Here is a 15,622-nt window from a genome sequence, read left to right on the forward strand (position 1 = left end):
CCTCAACCCTGAAGGTCGCGTCGCCGATAGCCCATGACACCGGCCACGCACAGGGCAACGCCCAGCGTGATCATGATCAGCGTGCTGGTCCAGTCGACCGCGGTCAGCGGGACCGGCGCCAGGTGGGCGAACGGCGAGAGTCCGCGAACCCAGCCGGGTGCGCCGACGCTGTCGGCGATCACCAGGAGCAGGAACCCCCCGGTCGCGGGCAACGATCCGGCGAAGGCCGCCGCCCGCGGCGCCCAGCCGGCGGCGAGAGTCGCCGCGCCGAGACTGAGCAGCACGACCGACAGCGTGTTCCAGGCCCCACCCAGTGCTGCCGACAAGCTGAGATCACCTCCGGTCGCGGCGATGCCCGCCCAGACAGCGAACCCGGCGACACACACCTGGGCAATCGCGCCTGCGGCCGTGGCGGCGATCTCGGCGGTGAGCAGCCGGGACCGGGTGACCGGCTGGGCGGTCAGCAACGTGAGATTGCGGCTGTTCTCCGCCGCGACGAAGGCGGACACGCGGACCGCCGTGAACCCGCCGACGGGCAACGCGAGTAACGCGAACAGGGTCGCGGCGAACCCCTCAACCGCACCGAGCGCGGTGAACCCGGCACGCGCCGCCTCCTCGGCGAGGGCCGGATTGGCGGTCAGGAACTCGGTGACCGACACCGTGGTGAAGCCGATGAGCAGGTAGTAGGCGCCGATTCCCAGAACCCAACCGCTGAGGGGTCGCAGCATGCGCCGCACCGCGAACGCTCCCACGCCGGACAGCAGCATCAGCCGTGGGCGGCGGCCGGCAGCGACCGCGATCAGACCGCCACGCACATCCCGGCGGCCAGCGGCGGCAACCGCCGCGCCGGCCAGCAACACCGCCGCGGCCAGCAGAATCAGCAGCGGCATGATCCGGTTCCGCGCGTACGGTTCGCTGACAGCGAGCAGCCCCAACGGTGACAGCCAGCGCAACCACCCAAATCCGTTGAGGCCGTCGCCGACCATGCGCGTCAGCAGGGCGGCACCAAGCACCGCCACGGCGGTTCCCGTCGCGGCCGCCCGGGTGGGGAACACCTGCGCGGCCAGCCCGGCGACGGCGACGAAGAACAACCCGAGCACACCGACACCGGCGCCGTGCACGGCGGCGCCGGCCGAATCGGTACCGGCCAGCAGCAACACCACGGTCACGGCGACGCCCGCGGCGACCGGAACAACCATCACGGCGCCCAGATGGCGGGCCACCGCCTCTCGTAGCGGCACCCGTCCCGCCAGCAGCACGTCCCACCGGCCGGCGTCCTCCTCACCCCGGGTGATGCGGGTGGTGGCCAGGATCGCCCAGGCGGCGAGGAGGACAGCGAGAAAGGTGCCGACCCGCCAAACCGTGAATCCGCCAGCCTGTTCGAGGGCGATCGGTTCGCCGAACAGGGTCCGGATGGCCGGGTTGGCCGCGAGCGCGGCGATGCTACCCGCCGCGGCGGGATCCGCCATGACGCTGGTGTACGTACTTGCGACGAGTGCCGGTAGGGCGGCGACGAGCACCAGCACGATCAGGCCGCTGCGGCGTAGCTGCCGCACTGCCAGCCTGGTGACGGCTCTGCCGGGGAGGGCCGGCACGCTGATTCCGACGGCGGACGGGACCGTCCTGGTGATCATCGGGCGCCCTCCGCGGCGCCGTAGTAGTCGAGGAAGATCTCCTCAAGGTTCGGTTCACGGATTGCCAGCGCGGTGACCTCGGCCGCGGCGAGCGCCCGCAACGCCGGCGCCGGCGACCCGATGAGCGAGAACCGTAGTCGCCCGGGACTGACCTGCTCGACCGTGTCGACGCCAGGGACCAGATCAAGACCTGGCGGCGGTACGCCGATGTACGACACGGTCACCTCGGCGCGATGCAGACCCCGCAACTGCTCGATGGTGGCGATCTCGACGAGCCGGCCGGCCCGCAGGATCGCGACGCGGTCACAGACCGCCTCGACCTCGGCCAGCTGGTGCGAGCTGAGAAACACGGTCTGCCCACGGTCACGGGCCTCGGCGACAGCGATACGGAACTCGCGCTCCATCAGCGGATCGAGGCCGCTGGTCGGCTCGTCCAGGATCAGCAGCGGCGCCCGGGTCGCGAACGCCGCGACGAGCGCCACCTTCTGCCGGTTCCCCGTCGAGTAGGTACGGGCCGGCTTGCTGGTATCCAACGCGAACCGTCGCACCAACTCATCGCGGTACGCCAGATCGACGCCCGGCCCGGTACACGCCTGCAGGTGCAGGATCTCCGCTCCGGTCAGCTGCGGCCACAACGCCACATCGGCCGGCACGTACGCCAACGACCGATGCGCCCGGGCGACGTCCGCCGCGTCGCTGTCGAACACCCAGGCACGCCCCGCCGTCGGACGGACCTGCCCCAGCAGCAGGCGAATGGTAGTCGATTTGCCCGCGCCATTCGGACCGAGAAACCCGAACACCTCACCAACGGGCACCTCAAGGCACAGGTCATCGAGAGCCGTGAAACGGCCGTACCGTTTAGTCAGATTGATGGCGCGCAACGCGAGATCGTTCATGGCGGAAGTCCTCACCGGCCGACACGGATATGACCGCCGACCAGACTTCCCGGCACACCAGAGCCCACCGTACTCCCACATTCACCTGGTAGGAAGCCACCGCGTGGACACTCAGGACGGTCCTGGACGCAGAACGAGGCTCATCCCGATCGCGGCGGTTCATCCAGCAGCAGCCGCAGTATCGACCACGCCGCGCAGGAACACGTCGACCAGCGTCTCGACCCGGGTCTCCGCGCCCCCGGGTGCTCCTCGCCGGCCCATGAGAATGCCGAGGAAGATGGCGGCGAGTTGTTCGACCGGCAGTCGCAGTACGGCCCGGTCGGGTTCCAGTAGTCGGATCACCGCCTGGTGGGTGCGCTCGGTCGCTGTTGCTCGACCCCCGGGTCGCACTGCGATCAGCTGGCTCGCGTCGCTCACCTACGGAGTGAAGACTCACTCCGTCAACGGGAGTTGTAGTGACGGTTCGAGCGCGAGGCCTCGCTACCTCCCCCGTGCGGGGAGCCGAGCTTGCCGGCTATGTGGTCAGGGCTGCGGCGAACGCCTCAGGTCTGGGCGGTGGAGGGTCGCGGCGCGGCGGTTTTCGCTCGGGCGGTCATGCCGATGGCGGCGAACGCGCAGCAGGTGGCGGCGGCGACGAGCAGCAGCGTGTATCCACCAGTGGTGTGCAGGAGGGCGGCGGCTGCCAGGGGTGCGGTGGCTTTGACGATGGTGACGGGGGCCGCGAGGCGTCCGGCGACGCTGGCGTAGGCGGTGGTGCCGTAGCGGTCGACGAGCAGGGCTGGGGTGGCGAGGCTGGTGATGCCGAAGCCGAGCCCGAATCCCACGACGGTGATGACAGCGCCGGTGCGGGTGTCGGCGAGCAGGGGCATGGTGAGGATGGCGGCGGCTTGGATGGCGAAGACGGCGGCCACGATCGTGGTGACGCGTAGGTGTCGGCGGGCGGCGGTGAGGACGAGCCGGCCGGTGACCGACAGGACGCCGAGCAGGCCGGTGGCGGTGGCGGCGAAGGTGGCGGGGTGGCCGCGGCTGATCAGGTAGCCGACGAGGTGGACGGTCATGGTGCTGGTGGCCGCGCCCTGCGCGATGAACGTTGCGGTCAGGATCCAGAATCGGGCGTCGCGCATCGCGGCCTTGACGATCGCGCGCCGCTGGGCGTGGGCCGGTGGTGTGGGGTCAGCAGGTGTCGGCGCCGCTGATGTACGGGGTCGGCGGATGGCGAGTGCGTGCAGCGGCACGGTGAGCAGCCCGTGGATGACGGCGAGGACGAGCAGCGCGCCGCGCCAGCCGAGGTGCGCGGCCAGCAGGCCGGTCAGGGGCATGAAGATGGTGCTGGCGAAGCCGGCCACGATGGTGACGGCCAGCAGGGCTGTGGCGCGCCGGTCGGGCGGGAACCAGGCGATGATGACGGCGAAGGCTGGCTCGTAGAGCACCATCGCGCCGGTGAGGCCGATGCCGATCATGACGGCGTAGAGCTGGCCGATGGTCTGCACCTGGGACCAGGCCACGAGCAGGGCGGTGGCGGCGATCGACCCGATGGTCATCAGCGCGCGTCCGCCGTGGTGGTCGAGCCACCGTCCGACCGGGATGGCCATGACGGCACCAGCGAGGACGGAGACGGTGAGCGCGCCGGTGACGGCGGTGGTGGAGGCGTCGAGGGTGGCGGCCATGGGGCGCAGCACCACCGGGTAGGTGTAGTAAAGGGTGCCGTAGCCGACGGTGGAGGTGATGGCCAGGGCGGCGACGATTCGCCAGCCGTGGGCGTGCTGCCCGCCGACTGTGGGGTCGGCGGGCACCGTCGCGGTGGTGGGCATCAGCTGCAGCAGCCGCCGGCTTGAGCGCTGGCGGGGGCGGCGTCGAGGGTGACCAGGTTCAACGGTGTGGACAGCAGCCCGCCGGAGATGCCGGTGGCGAGTCCGCGCGCTGCGGGTTCGGCGGTGGGCGCCGGACCACAGCAGCCCTCGCCGGTGGCGGTGTCGGCGGGGTTGCTGTTGCAGACGCCGGTTTCGGGTAGGTCGAGTTGGACGTCGCGGGCGGCGGCCCAGTCGCCGGCGAGGGCGGCGACGACGGAGCGGACCTGCTCGTAGCCGGTGGCCATGAGGAACGTCGGCGCCCGGCCGTAGGACTTCATGCCGACGGCGTAGTAGCCGGTTTCCGGATGGGCGAGTTCGTTCACGCCGTGCGGCGGGACGGTGCCACAGGAATGCTCGTTCGGGTCGATCAGCGGCGCGAGGGCACGGGTGGCACCCATCACCGGGTCGAGGTCCAGGCGCAGCTCGGCGGCGATCGAGTGGTCGGGGCGGAAGCCGGTGGCGGCGACGATCCGGTCCACGGTGACGGTCAGCTCGCTGCCGTCGGCGTGGCGCACCACCACACTGACCCGACCGTCGGCCGGGGTGAGGGCGTGCACGGAGAAGCCGGTGAGCAGCCGGATCCGTCCGGCGTCGACGTGCGCGCGCAACCGTGCGCCCAGGGCACCGCGGGCGGGCAGCGCGTCGGCGTCCCCGCCGCCGTAGGTACGCGAAGGTGAGCTGGTCCGGATCGCCCAGGTCACCTCGGTGCCCGGCGCGGCCTCCGCCAGTTCGGCAAGGGCCAGCAGCGTGTTCGCGGCGGAGTGGCCGGCCCCGACGACGAGAGTGTGCCGGCCGGCGAAGCGGTCGCGGGCCGCGTCGAGAACGTCGGGCAACGCGTGCTCCAGGAACGCCGCGACAGTGCTCTCACCGCGGGCCGGGAGGCCGGACCCGCCCAGGACGTTCGGGGTGCCCCAGGTGCCGGACGCATCGATCACGGCGCGGGCTAGCAGTTCCTCGCCGTCGGCGAGGCGGATCAGGAACGGCGTGGACTCCCGGCCGGCGGTGCGCAGCCGGTCCAGGCCCAGGCGGCTGATCGCCTCTACCCGGGCGCCGTAGCGCAGGTGCGGCTTGAGCTGCGGCAGCTGCGCGAAGGGCTGAAGGTAGTCGCCGGCCAGCTCCGCTCCGGTCGGCAGGCCCTCCAGGTCGGGGCCGACCCAACCCGCCTCGTCGAGGAGCCGGCGGGCGGCCGGGTCGATGTTGTACCGCCATGGGGAGAAGACCCGCACGTGGCCCCACTGCCGCACGGCGGCGCCGGGAGTGTCGCCGGCTTCGAGGACGATGAAGGCGATGCCCCGCTCGTGCAGGTGCGCGGCGGCGGCCAGGCCGACCGGTCCGGCGCCGACGACCACGACGGGTAGCTCATTCAGGGTGGTCATCGAGCAAACTCCTCTGTGTTGATAACTGTCGAATCATCGAGGTAGACGGGACCCGCTGGTGCGGGGTCGGGGTTGGTCAGGTGACGACGGGGCTGCGTCGCTCGATCAGGACGACGTCGCGCCAGCGGCCGTGGTGGCGAGCGATTCGCTCGCGCACGCCGATGACCCGGAAGCCGGCCCGCTGGTGCAGGGTGAGGCTGGCGGCGTTGTCGGGGAAGACTCCGGACTGGATGGTCCAGATGCCGGCGGCCTCGGTGGAGGCGATCAGCGTGTCCAGCAGCAGCCGGGCGACGCCGCGGCCCTGCGCGGCGGGGTCGACGTAGACGGAGTGCTCGACCACGCCGGCGTAGACGGCGCGGGCCGAGGTGGGTGCGACCGCGATCCAACCGAGCACCGTGTCATCCGCGTCGACGGCAACGAAGCGGTGCGCGGGTAGCTTCGCCGCGTCGAACATCGGCCAGGTCGGCGCGGTCGTCTCGAAGCTGGCGTTACCGCCATCGAGGCCGGCCTGGTAGATGGTCAGGACCCGCTCGGCGTCGTCGTCGCGCAGGGGGCGCACGGTGATGTCGGCCATCAGCGCGTTCCGTTCGGGCTGGGGGCGGGTCGACCCATGACCACGTCCGCGGCGGAGGGGAAGCAGTCGACGCAGGCGTCGTTGATCCGGTAGTGCCGGGCGGTGCCGATCGGCTCGACGAGGACGAATCGCACTTCGGTGAGGATCTTCAGGTGCTGCGAGACGGTGGACTGCGCCAGGCCGATCGCGGTGACGATCTCCCCCACGCTCATCGCCTGAGCCTGGCGGGCAAGGTACTCCACGATCTGCACTCGGGTCGGGTCAGCCAGCGCCCGAAACCACGACGCGTATGTCCGCGCCGTGATCCGATCGAGTAGCTCGGCCACCCCCACCACCCCTTCATCGATCATCGCCGATAGACGATTGAGCTTACCAATCGCGAGCGGCGATCATCGGCCGAAGCTCGCGTGGGCGGCCCGTGCCGCGTCGAAGCGGCGCTGAGCACGCTGCTCGGTGGTGCTGACCTCGGCACAGGAGTCGCAAAATCGGACACCGGTCGTGGATGCCTTCGGTCGGCGCGTGAGCCTGAACATGATCTCCTCCATCCCACTGTCTTGACATCTGTCGAAACAGACAGTTGCACATTGATTAGAGGGATGTCAACCTAGAGGAATGTCGAAGCAAGCTGCGTCTCTCACTCTCACCGACGTGACCGCCGAGGCGTTCTGCTGCCAGCCCCTGGCGCAGCACCGCGTGCCGGCCGAGACCGCCGCGGTGCTCGCGCCGGCGTTCAAGGCCCTCGGCGACCCGGTGCGCCTGCAGCTGATGTCGATGATCGCCTCCGCCGACAACGGCGAGGCGTGCGTGTGTGACCTCACCCCCGCCTTCAACCTCAGCGGCCCGACCATCTCGCATCACCTCAAGAGCCTGCGCGAGGCTGGCCTCGTGGACTCCGAGCGGCGCGGCACGTGGGTGTACTACCGAGCCCGACCGGCGGTGCTGCGCCAACTCGCGGCGCTGCTCACCGTCGAACCGGTGACCGTCTCATAGCCGGCCGGCGGCGCCACGATCCGCCGGACTCGCCGCCAGGCAGGGCGGCGACGACGTGGTACGCAGTCGTACCTGATGAGCTGCTGCTGACCGCCAACTCCCCGGCGGAGCCGCTACGTCAACCGTGACCCCTGCCGATCAACCTCAACGCCAACCGCCTTCAGAACAGGCACCCGAGGTTCCGAGCAGCAACCCCTGCCGCCCTTCCGGCCTCTCGGCACACCCAAGAACGCTCCACCGGCCCGCGCGCCTCGACGCCGCTTGACAGCAACGTGATTAGTCAGTGATAGTTGAGTCAATGACTACCGAGTTTTCTTCTCTCCAGGCGCGCGCCCGGATCCACGCCGCGCTCGGCGATCCGGCGCGCCTGGCGATCGTCGACGCGCTCACCCTGGGCGACGCCTCCCCCGGCGAGATCGCCCACGATCTTCAGATGCCGACGAACCTGGTCGCCCACCACGTCAAGGTCCTCAGCGAAGCCGGCCTCGTCGTCCGCAGCCGATCCGAGGGCGACCGCCGTCGCACCTATCTGCAACTGCGACCCGAGGCCCTGACCGCGCTGACACCAGCACCGATGCCCGGCGTGGGTCGGGTGGTGTTCGTCTGCACCCGCAACTCCGCCCGCTCGCAGCTCGCCGCCGCCCTCTGGTCGGAGCGCACCCACACCTGCGCGGCATCGGCCGGAACGCAGCCAGCAGAGCGGGTTCACCCGCGCGCCGTCGCCGTAGCCCACCGCCATGGGCTGCACCTGGACGCGACCGGCACCACGCACGTCGCGGACATCGCGCGTGACGACGACCTGCTCATCGCCGTCTGCGACAACGCCCACGAGGAACTCACCGCCCCGGTCCGGCCCCGCCTGCACTGGTCGGTGCCCGACCCGGTCCGCGTCGACACCGACGCCGCGTTCGAGGCCGCGTTCGCCGACCTCGCCACCCGCATCGACCGCGTCGCCCCCATCGTCACCTCCTCCATGAGGTCGCCCGACCGTCATGACTGACACCAGCTCACTGCGTATTGACCGGGCGCAATCCGGTGCCCAACCACAGCGCATGAGCACGAGGCGTCCGCACGGTGGGGCGGACCAGACGTATCGGAGCCTGGTGAATACGTCGCGTAACGCCGGCCGCTACCGCCTGCTCGGCCACAACAACGACCCCACAGGTGCCCTGCCGGCGAGTTCTGACCCGGCGCCGGTCAACCGGCCCGCAACCCGTACTGCAAGGAAGGCTCCTGATGTCCGACAAGCCCAGCGTCCTGTTCGTCTGCGTGCACAACGCCGGCCGTTCCCAGATGGCCGCCGGCTGGCTGCGCCACCTCGCCGGTGACACCGTCGAGGTCCGCTCCGCAGGCTCCGCCCCCGCAGACACCGTCAACCCCGCCGCCGTCGAGGCCATGCGCGAGGTCGGCATCGACATCACCGACCAGACGCCGAAGCTGCTCGAGTACACCACCGCTGAGTCCTCGGACATCATCGTGACCATGGGCTGCGGTGACGCCTGCCCGGTCTTCCCCGGCAAGCGCTACGAGGACTGGAAGCTCGAAGACCCGGCCGGCAAGGGCGTCGACTCCGTGCGCCCGATCCGCGACGAGATCCGCACGAGGGTGGAGAAGCTCCTCGGCGAGCTGCGCACCGCCGCCTGATCCTTCACACCGCACCCCGCCAGGCGATCACCGCCGCCGGCACCGGCTGCGCTGCCGCCCTCGACGCCGGGCGGTACCTCGCCGCCCAGTCCTGAGCCGCCCCGGTGCGCCCGGGTCAACGGCCATTCGATCCCACCGGGAGGAACGTGATCTGCCTGCTCTCATCGACGCTGGCTCGCACACGGTCACCGCGACCATCTCGGACGGCACGCCCACCGATCGCGGACCCCACCCACTCGGACCGGCCGACGGCGTCCACACGCTGCACACCATGCACGACACCTACTGGACCTCCTACCGGAGTCGCAGGGCCGACCGGCCTGCGGGCGGCCGCATCCACTCAGGAACCAACAAGGGAACCGAGCACATGACGACACTGGCCACACCGTCGAGCACCACACCGCGGCTCTCGACGCTGGACCGGCTCCTGCCGCTGTGGATCGGCGCCGCCATGGTCGCTGGGCTTCTCCTGGGCCGGCTGATCCCCGGCCTCGACGACGCCCTCGACCACGTCAAGGTCGGCGGGATCTCCGTACCCATCGCCCTCGGTCTGCTGATCATGATGTACCCGGTCCTGGCCAAGGTCCACTACGACCGCCTCGACACCGTCACCTCCGACCGGCGCCTGCTGATCTCCTCCCTAGTGATCAACTGGCTTATCGGCCCCGCCGTCATGTTCGCCCTGGCCTGGCTGCTCCTGCCCGACCAGCCCGCGTACCGCACCGGCCTGATCATCGTCGGCCTGGCCCGCTGCATCGCGATGGTCATCATCTGGAACGACCTTGCCTGCGGCGACCGCGAAGCCGCCGCCGTCCTGGTCGCCCTCAACTCCGTCTTCCAGGTCCTCGCCTTCGGCCTGCTCGGCTGGTTCTACCTCACCGTCCTGCCCGGCTGGCTCGGCCTGGAGCAGGCCGGACTGTCCGTCTCCGGCTGGGACATCGCCGGCAGCGTCCTGGTCTTCCTCGGCATCCCCCTCGCCGCCGGCTACCTCACCCGCAAACTCGGCGAACGCGCCAAGGGCCGCGACTGGTACGAGGCGAAGTTCCTGCCCCGGATCGGGCCGGTCGCCCTGTACGGGCTGCTGTTCACCATCGTGCTGCTCTTCGCCCTGCAGGGCGACGCGGTCACCGCCCAGCCCTGGGACGTCGCCCGCATCGCGCTGCCCCTGCTCGCGTACTTCGCGATCATGTGGTTCGGCTCGTTCGCCATCGGTCGGGCGATCGGACTGACCTACGAACGCACCACCACGCTCGCCTTCACCGCCGCCGGCAACAACTTCGAACTCGCCATCGCCGTGGCGATCGGCGTGTTCGGCGTCACCAGCGGCCAGGCTCTCGCCGGAGTCGTCGGACCACTGATCGAGGTACCGGTCCTGGTCGCCCTCGTCTACGTCAGCCTCGCCGCCCGCCGCCGGTTCTCCCCCACCCAGGCGGCCAGCGCTACTGCAACGGCGGTAAGCGGCGAGGCGTCTTCATGATCGGCTCGTTGGGCATGGTGAGACGGATGTCGATACTGCGCAGTGGTCGGAGGAGCTGGACCGGTTGCATGCCAGTTCTGCGCACCGGTTCGGCCGGTCCCAGCCGCGACGGCGGGCCCGACAGTACCTGTCGGGGCTGGTTTTGCGGGTTTGGACCGCACGGACGGCTGGACCTTGGCTGAGCAGGCCAGGGACAGGTCGCCGGAGGTATGCAGCGTCTGCTGCGGTGGGCGGACTGGGATGTCAACGCGGTTCGTGACGATGTCCGGCGGGCGCCGGCGTTGAGGCCGACGTCGGCTGCGGAACCCAGGCGTAGGCGTCGTGTCCGCCTACGCCCGCGGAGCTCGTAATCCTTAAGCCTGCTCGATGTCCGAGAACAGCCCCTTGAACGTGACCTGCGTCCGCACGAGGGTGCCGAAGACATCAGCGGCAACGGTTGTCGCGACCGCTGCGGAGGCATCCTCGTAGCTGTCGAAGTAGAGGTCGAGCGTCCGGTACGCGGGGGCAGCGGTGCCATCCTCCTTCGGCCACACTTTCGCAGACTCGAGTCGCCGCAGCTTCGGGAACTTCGCTGCGGCAGCCTTCACGTCCGCGTAGGCCCGCTCGAAGTCGTCGGGGCTAGCAGGGTTATCGATGACGATAGTGATCTTGGTGGGCAAGGAAGTCTCCTCCAAGTGGAAAAATGTTCGTTCTATTTCCGGACGAACATGACGCCGCAGACCTGAATTTGAAATACCGATTGTTCTGCCTTGTCAATGACGGCGGCTATGCAGGAGCCAGCTCAGTGGCTCGCCTCCGAGGCGGGAACCGATCGCTGCGAGGACCTCGGGTCCACCTGAGAGGCACCACACCGATCGGCAACGGGATTCGTCCCCAGTGCACGGTAGTGGGACGGCGAGTCTCGTCCCGGCGCGAACAGCGCAGGGACGAGCGCTCGGTCCACCGTCAGCGGCCGTAGGTCTCCAACAGCCGCAGCCACACCTCACTGACGGTCGGGTAGGCCGGAACCGCGTGCCACAGCCGGTCCAACGGGACCTCGCCGACGATGGCGATGGTCGCGGCATGGATGAGTTCCGCGACGTCCGGGCCGGCGAGGGTGAAGCCGATGATCACCTTTCGGTCCTCGTCGACGACCATGCGGGCGTGTCCCTTGTAGCCATCGGCGTGCAGGGAAGCTCCGGCGACTGCCCCGAGGTCGTAGTCCACGACCCGGATCCGTATCCCAGCTGCCTCGGCCGCAGTCGCGGTCAGGCCCACCGACGCGATCTCCGGGTCGGTGAAGATCACCTGCGGCACCGCACGTTCGTCGGCCGTCGCCGCGTGCCGGCCCCACCTGCCGTCCTCGACCTTCTCGCCCTTCGCCCGGGCCACGATCACGTCGCCCACCGCCCGCGCCTGATACTTGCCCTGATGGGTCAACAGCACCCGCCGGTTCACATCGCCGGCGGCGTACAACCACTTCCCGCCACCCACGACGCGCAGCGTGTCATCGACCGCGAGCCAGGCACCCGGCGCCAGCCCGACCCGGTCGAGGCCGATGTCCTGGGTGTTCGGTGTGCGACCGATCGCCACCAACACCTCGTCGGCCTCGACCCGCTCGCCGGAGGCGGTCTTGATGTGGACGGTTCCGCTGTCGTCGCGGTTGACGGCGACGGCCTCCGCGCCGAGGCGTACCGACACACCGGCCTCGAGCAACGAATCGGTGACCAGTTCACCGGCGAACGGCTCCGCCGACGGCAGCACGCCGTCACGGGCCAGCACCGTCACCGAAGATCCCAGAGCGGCGAACGCGGTCGCCATCTCGGCCGCCACCACACCACCCCCGATGATCGCGAGCCGACGGGGAACCGAACTGGCCGAAGCCGCCTCGCGGCTGGACCAGGGCACCGCCTCCCGCAGCCCCGGGATATCCGGCAACAGAGCGCTGCTTCCGGTTGCAACGACCACCGCGTGCCGCGCGGTCAGCGTCTTGGTGACACCGTCGACGCCGGTCACCTCGACGACCCGGGCGGAACTGATCCGCCCCTGACCGCGGTGCAGCGCGATGCCAGCCGACTCGAGCCAGGACACCTGCCCGTCGTCCTGCCAGTGCGACGCGAAGGAGTCCCGCCGGCCAAGCACCGCCGCGACGTCCAGGACGCCCCTCACCGCCTCCCGCGCACCCGGCAGATGGCGAGCCGCCCGCAACGCCGACGCGCTGCGCAGCAACGCCTTCGTCGGCATGCACGCCCAGTACGAGCACTCACCACCGACCAACTCCCGCTCAACGATCGCGGCGGTCAGCCCGCCCCGCACGACCCCGTCGGCCACGTTCTCACCGACCGGACCGGCACCGATCACGATGACGTCGTACTCGGTTGTGGCCATGTCAGTTGCCCTTCGCGGCGCGGCCGAGGCGGATGGCGGCGATGAGGAAGAAGATGGCACCGGGAATGGCGTAGCCCGCAGCGCTGGTCAGCGACGGGTTGTCCGCGGAAGCGCCGGCGATGAAGGACCCACCGGCCAGAACCGAGATGCCGCCACTGATGATCATCGGCCACTGGCCGCCCATCTTGCGACGAGTGAGCCCCACGATCAACTGAACCAGACCAGCGACGACCGCCCAAGCGCCCCAGACCCGCAGGGCGGCGGGAATACCGGACGCCCCGGCAACACCCACGCCGACCGCCGTGACCAGGCTTACCGCGATGTTCACGTACAGCAGCGTTGACGAGCCCGTGGCCCGCGACGAACGGAGGTCATAGATGGCGGCACCCACGTCGAACAACGGGTAGAGCACGAACAGCGCCACCGCGAGCGGACCGATCTCCTTAGCGGTAGCGATCGTCACGCCAGCCCAGATGATGGCGAACGCGAAGCGGACGAAGTACAGCCGCCGCAGCGCGGAAGCCGTCTGGGAAATACCGGGCGAAGCAGCAGTGGTGGTCACGGGTGACCCTTTCAGCGGAGGGGTTGGAGAGACCGATCGTTCTGTCTTGTCCAGCATGGCAGACGCAGCCCGCATCGTCAAGACCGAACGTTCTATCCGCTGCCGCAGTCGTGCTCGAGCGCTGCACGCAACGCCTCCACTGACGGTCACCTGATCGGCTCGATCGCGCATCACGCGCGCCCTTACCGCCGGCGGCGGCGCGATCAACCTGCCCCTGCGCTGCTCGCTACCCATCGCCATCGACAGGTGCTGTCGAGCCTGCGTCCGCTCACTTCCCTTAGACCGAACGTTCTATCCGCTACGATGACGATATGACGTCCACCGCACCCGGTGCTCGGCCCTCCGAGGCGCGGCGCCGGCTCCTCACCACAGCAACCAGGATCTTTTACTCGGAGGGGATCCATTCCGTCGGCGTGGATCGGATCATCGCCGAGGCGAAGGTGACCCGGGCCACCTTCTACCGGCACTTCCCCAGCAAGGACGACCTCATCCTCGCCTACCTGCGTGAAGTCCATGAGATGGATCGCGGCGCGGTCGACACGGTCATCACCACCAATTCACGGCCGGTCGCCCCACTCCTGGCCATTGCCGACTCCATCGCGGAGAGCATCCAGTCCCCGGGGTTCCGTGGATGCGCGTTTCTGAACGCTGCGGCCGAGTATCCCGACACGGAACATCCCGTGCGTCAGGAGATCATCGCCCACCGGCAATGGTTCCTGGACACGCTCACCACGCTCATGGCGCAGGTCCAGGAGGAGACGGCCGAGTCCGCCGCGCGTCACTTCGTCATGCTCCGCGACGGTGCCATGGCAGCCGGATGCCTCTTCGACCCCGCGAAGGTGTCCGAGACTTTCCTCCGCGGCGTCGAAGGACTTCTCCGGGTCACTGCCGAGCGCCCGTCGACCGAATCCGCGGGCTAGTCCGCCGTGGCCGCGCGGTCAGGCTTCGGCGTCGGGATCGCCGGACGTCGCCCGCCCGATCGGCGAGGACGATGCCTCCAGCGGCCGTCCCCGGCTGCGCAACGCGTCGAGGAGCGCGACCAGGGCCAGCACGGAGCCCACCACACTCAGCCCGACCATCGGTGCCCACCGCGCCAACAGCGGCGTGAACAGCAACAGGACCACCAAGCCGATCACCCGGGACCAGAAAAGCCGACCGAAGATCTCATAGTCCAGCCGTATGCGAGCGACGAGAAACAACACCGGACCGCCCACCACGAACAGAAGCCAACTGGGCTGCGCCAGCCCATACGGATCATCGATCACCAACTCGTAGCCGACCGCCGTGACGAGCACGCTGAGCACGATCAGCAAATGCGTCCGTTCCGACGCCGTACCCAAGCGCCCAGGCATCACCGCCCGAGCCAACGCATCGCCCAGCAGCAGACCCGCGCGGTAGAAGTAGATTCGCCAGAGCAGCGCGCTGGTGGCGAACGCGACCGCGAAGGCGCACGCGCGCTCGGCGGAATAGTCCGCGCCGCTGAAAACCACGCCGATGACCAGAATCGACTCACCGAGGGCGATGAGAAACATCTGCTGGTAACGGTCGGCGAGGTGAGTCCCCGCGATCCGCCAGTGGGACACCTTCGAGACCCCGAGCCACGGCAGCGGCCAGCCCAGGCCCCAGGCGAGATAGTCGACAGCGAGGGCGGCAGCCCACAACGGCAGACGAAGTCGGTCCGGACCCAACGCGCCGGCCAGCCACAGAGGCGCGCTCACCAAAGCCCACCCGGCAAGCCGGAACGGCACCAACCGTCGCGGGTGGCCACGCAGCGCGGCGGCGATCACCAGCGGCCGCACCACCATCACCATCAGGTACGCCACCGCGAACGGCAGCGCACGCTCCTCCATGGCGCGCGGCAACGTCACCGCCATAATCAAGCCGGCGAACATCGTCCCAACAACCACGGCCTGGATGATCGGCTGCTCTGGTTCATACCGACTGGTGATCCAGGTGGTATGCGACCAAATCAACCACAGTGCCAAGAAGAGCAACAGGGTACGACCAACCCCACCGACCAGCACCCAGCCCGTGTCATCACGCAAGTCGGCGAACCGCTGCGACACCCGAGTAAGAGCCACAACGAACGCCAGATCAAAGAAGAGCTCCAGGAACGTCGCCCGACCCGAACTCGTGGCGGGACGCAGCAGCTTGGCACCCCGCCCAGCCGCCATAATCCGCCTCCATCCGCCCCTTGCCGCACCAACGAGCCGCCAGCCAGAGGGTTGCGTCGGCCCCCATTCCCGCAAGGA

Annotated in this window: 16 protein-coding genes and 1 pseudogene; 6 read left to right on the top strand and 11 right to left on the bottom strand. The window is 69.5% G+C overall.

Features of this window, described 5'->3' with window-relative positions:
* Positions 1 to 2: 2 nt before the first annotated feature.
* The 7 genes from AB0C25_RS05575 to AB0C25_RS05605 form a co-directional block, all read right to left on the bottom strand.
* Entirely contained in the window at positions 3 to 1,634 is a 1,632-nt protein-coding gene (locus AB0C25_RS05575; protein WP_357369964.1) for a hypothetical protein, read from the bottom strand.
* The gene (locus AB0C25_RS05580) at positions 1,631 to 2,530 is read right to left on the bottom strand and encodes an ABC transporter ATP-binding protein (RefSeq protein ID WP_357369966.1); all 900 of its coding nucleotides are present in this window, start codon (positions 2,528 to 2,530) and stop codon (positions 1,631 to 1,633) included. Before AB0C25_RS05580 ends, AB0C25_RS05575 begins: the two co-directional genes overlap by 4 nt.
* A 159-nt stretch (positions 2,531 to 2,689) precedes the next feature.
* Positions 2,690 to 2,947 (bottom strand): hypothetical protein, encoded by a 258-nt coding sequence (locus AB0C25_RS05585; RefSeq protein WP_357369968.1) that lies wholly within the window; start codon positions 2,945 to 2,947, stop codon positions 2,690 to 2,692.
* A 125-nt stretch (positions 2,948 to 3,072) separates the two neighbouring features.
* Positions 3,073 to 4,341: an MFS transporter gene (locus AB0C25_RS05590; RefSeq protein WP_357369970.1), complete on the bottom strand. Its 1,269-nt coding sequence runs from the start codon at positions 4,339 to 4,341 to the stop codon at positions 3,073 to 3,075.
* Positions 4,341 to 5,756, bottom strand: a complete 1,416-nt coding sequence (locus tag AB0C25_RS05595; protein ID WP_357369972.1) for an FAD-dependent oxidoreductase — start codon at positions 5,754 to 5,756, stop codon at positions 4,341 to 4,343. Before AB0C25_RS05595 ends, AB0C25_RS05590 begins: the two co-directional genes overlap by 1 nt.
* A gap of 76 nt (positions 5,757 to 5,832) precedes the next feature.
* On the bottom strand, positions 5,833 to 6,330 hold the full coding sequence (locus tag AB0C25_RS05600; RefSeq protein ID WP_357369974.1) for an N-acetyltransferase family protein: 498 nt from the start codon (positions 6,328 to 6,330) through the stop codon (positions 5,833 to 5,835).
* On the bottom strand, positions 6,330 to 6,680 hold the full coding sequence (locus tag AB0C25_RS05605) for a metalloregulator ArsR/SmtB family transcription factor (RefSeq protein WP_357369976.1): 351 nt from the start codon (positions 6,678 to 6,680) through the stop codon (positions 6,330 to 6,332). Before AB0C25_RS05605 ends, AB0C25_RS05600 begins: the two co-directional genes overlap by 1 nt.
* 262 nt (positions 6,681 to 6,942) lie before the next feature.
* On the opposite strand from AB0C25_RS05605, the gene AB0C25_RS05610 reads away from it, so the two are divergent.
* From AB0C25_RS05610 to AB0C25_RS05630, 5 genes and pseudogenes are all read left to right on the top strand, one after another.
* Positions 6,943 to 7,320 carry a metalloregulator ArsR/SmtB family transcription factor gene (locus AB0C25_RS05610; protein ID WP_357369978.1) on the top strand — a complete coding sequence of 126 codons (378 nt, stop codon included), beginning with the start codon at positions 6,943 to 6,945 and terminating at the stop codon, positions 7,318 to 7,320.
* A 298-nt stretch (positions 7,321 to 7,618) separates the two neighbouring features.
* Positions 7,619 to 8,320: a helix-turn-helix domain-containing protein gene (locus AB0C25_RS05615; RefSeq protein WP_357369980.1), complete on the top strand. Its 702-nt coding sequence runs from the start codon at positions 7,619 to 7,621 to the stop codon at positions 8,318 to 8,320.
* 236 nt (positions 8,321 to 8,556) lie between these two features.
* The gene (locus tag AB0C25_RS05620) at positions 8,557 to 8,964 is read left to right on the top strand and encodes an arsenate reductase ArsC (protein ID WP_357369982.1); all 408 of its coding nucleotides are present in this window, start codon (positions 8,557 to 8,559) and stop codon (positions 8,962 to 8,964) included.
* A gap of 367 nt (positions 8,965 to 9,331) precedes the next feature.
* Positions 9,332 to 10,441 carry an ACR3 family arsenite efflux transporter gene (gene arsB / locus AB0C25_RS05625; RefSeq protein ID WP_357369984.1) on the top strand — a complete coding sequence of 370 codons (1,110 nt, stop codon included), beginning with the start codon at positions 9,332 to 9,334 and terminating at the stop codon, positions 10,439 to 10,441.
* A 55-nt stretch (positions 10,442 to 10,496) separates the two neighbouring features.
* Positions 10,497 to 10,710 (top strand): annotated as a pseudogene (locus AB0C25_RS05630) (IS701 family transposase); the annotation flags it as partial.
* Positions 10,711 to 10,794: 84 nt separating this feature from the next.
* Here AB0C25_RS05630 and AB0C25_RS05635 read toward each other — a convergent pair.
* The 3 genes from AB0C25_RS05635 to AB0C25_RS05645 form a co-directional block, all read right to left on the bottom strand.
* Positions 10,795 to 11,100, bottom strand: a complete 306-nt coding sequence (locus tag AB0C25_RS05635; RefSeq protein WP_357369986.1) for a hypothetical protein — start codon at positions 11,098 to 11,100, stop codon at positions 10,795 to 10,797.
* Positions 11,101 to 11,386: 286 nt separating this feature from the next.
* Positions 11,387 to 12,808 carry an NAD(P)/FAD-dependent oxidoreductase gene (locus AB0C25_RS05640; protein WP_357369988.1) on the bottom strand — a complete coding sequence of 474 codons (1,422 nt, stop codon included), beginning with the start codon at positions 12,806 to 12,808 and terminating at the stop codon, positions 11,387 to 11,389.
* A 1-nt stretch (position 12,809) separates the two neighbouring features.
* A complete protein-coding gene (locus AB0C25_RS05645; RefSeq protein ID WP_357369990.1) occupies positions 12,810 to 13,370 on the bottom strand; it encodes a hypothetical protein in 561 nt (186 codons plus the stop codon).
* 311 nt (positions 13,371 to 13,681) lie between these two features.
* Between AB0C25_RS05645 and AB0C25_RS05650 the strand changes: the two genes are divergently transcribed.
* The gene (locus tag AB0C25_RS05650) at positions 13,682 to 14,290 is read left to right on the top strand and encodes a TetR/AcrR family transcriptional regulator (protein WP_357369991.1); all 609 of its coding nucleotides are present in this window, start codon (positions 13,682 to 13,684) and stop codon (positions 14,288 to 14,290) included.
* Positions 14,291 to 14,308: 18 nt separating this feature from the next.
* Here the strand turns inward: AB0C25_RS05650 and AB0C25_RS05655 are convergent, their stop codons facing one another.
* Positions 14,309 to 15,544: a low temperature requirement protein A gene (locus AB0C25_RS05655; RefSeq protein WP_357369993.1), complete on the bottom strand. Its 1,236-nt coding sequence runs from the start codon at positions 15,542 to 15,544 to the stop codon at positions 14,309 to 14,311.
* Positions 15,545 to 15,622: the final 78 nt, after the last annotated feature.

Origin of the sequence: Micromonospora sp. NPDC048839, from assembly GCF_040649915.1 — a bacterium.
Taxonomy (GTDB): domain Bacteria; phylum Actinomycetota; class Actinomycetes; order Mycobacteriales; family Micromonosporaceae; genus Micromonospora.

What these genes read in the sequence shown, in the direction of transcription:
- AB0C25_RS05600 (WP_357369974.1), bottom strand. Translation starts at nt 6,330, where the DNA reads ATGGCCGACATCACCGTGCGCCCCCTGCGCGACGACGACGCCGAGCGG.
- arsB (WP_357369984.1), top strand. Translation starts at nt 9,332, where the DNA reads ATGACGACACTGGCCACACCGTCGAGCACCACACCGCGGCTCTCGACG.
- AB0C25_RS05620 (WP_357369982.1), top strand. Translation starts at nt 8,557, where the DNA reads ATGTCCGACAAGCCCAGCGTCCTGTTCGTCTGCGTGCACAACGCCGGC.
- AB0C25_RS05650 (WP_357369991.1), top strand. Translation starts at nt 13,682, where the DNA reads ATGACGTCCACCGCACCCGGTGCTCGGCCCTCCGAGGCGCGGCGCCGG.
- AB0C25_RS05605 (WP_357369976.1), bottom strand. Translation starts at nt 6,680, where the DNA reads ATGATCGATGAAGGGGTGGTGGGGGTGGCCGAGCTACTCGATCGGATC.
- AB0C25_RS05580 (WP_357369966.1), bottom strand. Translation starts at nt 2,530, where the DNA reads ATGAACGATCTCGCGTTGCGCGCCATCAATCTGACTAAACGGTACGGC.
- AB0C25_RS05615 (WP_357369980.1), top strand. Translation starts at nt 7,619, where the DNA reads ATGACTACCGAGTTTTCTTCTCTCCAGGCGCGCGCCCGGATCCACGCC.
- AB0C25_RS05590 (WP_357369970.1), bottom strand. Translation starts at nt 4,341, where the DNA reads ATGCCCACCACCGCGACGGTGCCCGCCGACCCCACAGTCGGCGGGCAG.
- AB0C25_RS05575 (WP_357369964.1), bottom strand. Translation starts at nt 1,634, where the DNA reads ATGATCACCAGGACGGTCCCGTCCGCCGTCGGAATCAGCGTGCCGGCC.
- AB0C25_RS05640 (WP_357369988.1), bottom strand. Translation starts at nt 12,808, where the DNA reads ATGGCCACAACCGAGTACGACGTCATCGTGATCGGTGCCGGTCCGGTC.
- AB0C25_RS05610 (WP_357369978.1), top strand. Translation starts at nt 6,943, where the DNA reads ATGTCGAAGCAAGCTGCGTCTCTCACTCTCACCGACGTGACCGCCGAG.
- AB0C25_RS05595 (WP_357369972.1), bottom strand. Translation starts at nt 5,756, where the DNA reads ATGACCACCCTGAATGAGCTACCCGTCGTGGTCGTCGGCGCCGGACCG.
- AB0C25_RS05655 (WP_357369993.1), bottom strand. Translation starts at nt 15,544, where the DNA reads ATGGCGGCTGGGCGGGGTGCCAAGCTGCTGCGTCCCGCCACGAGTTCG.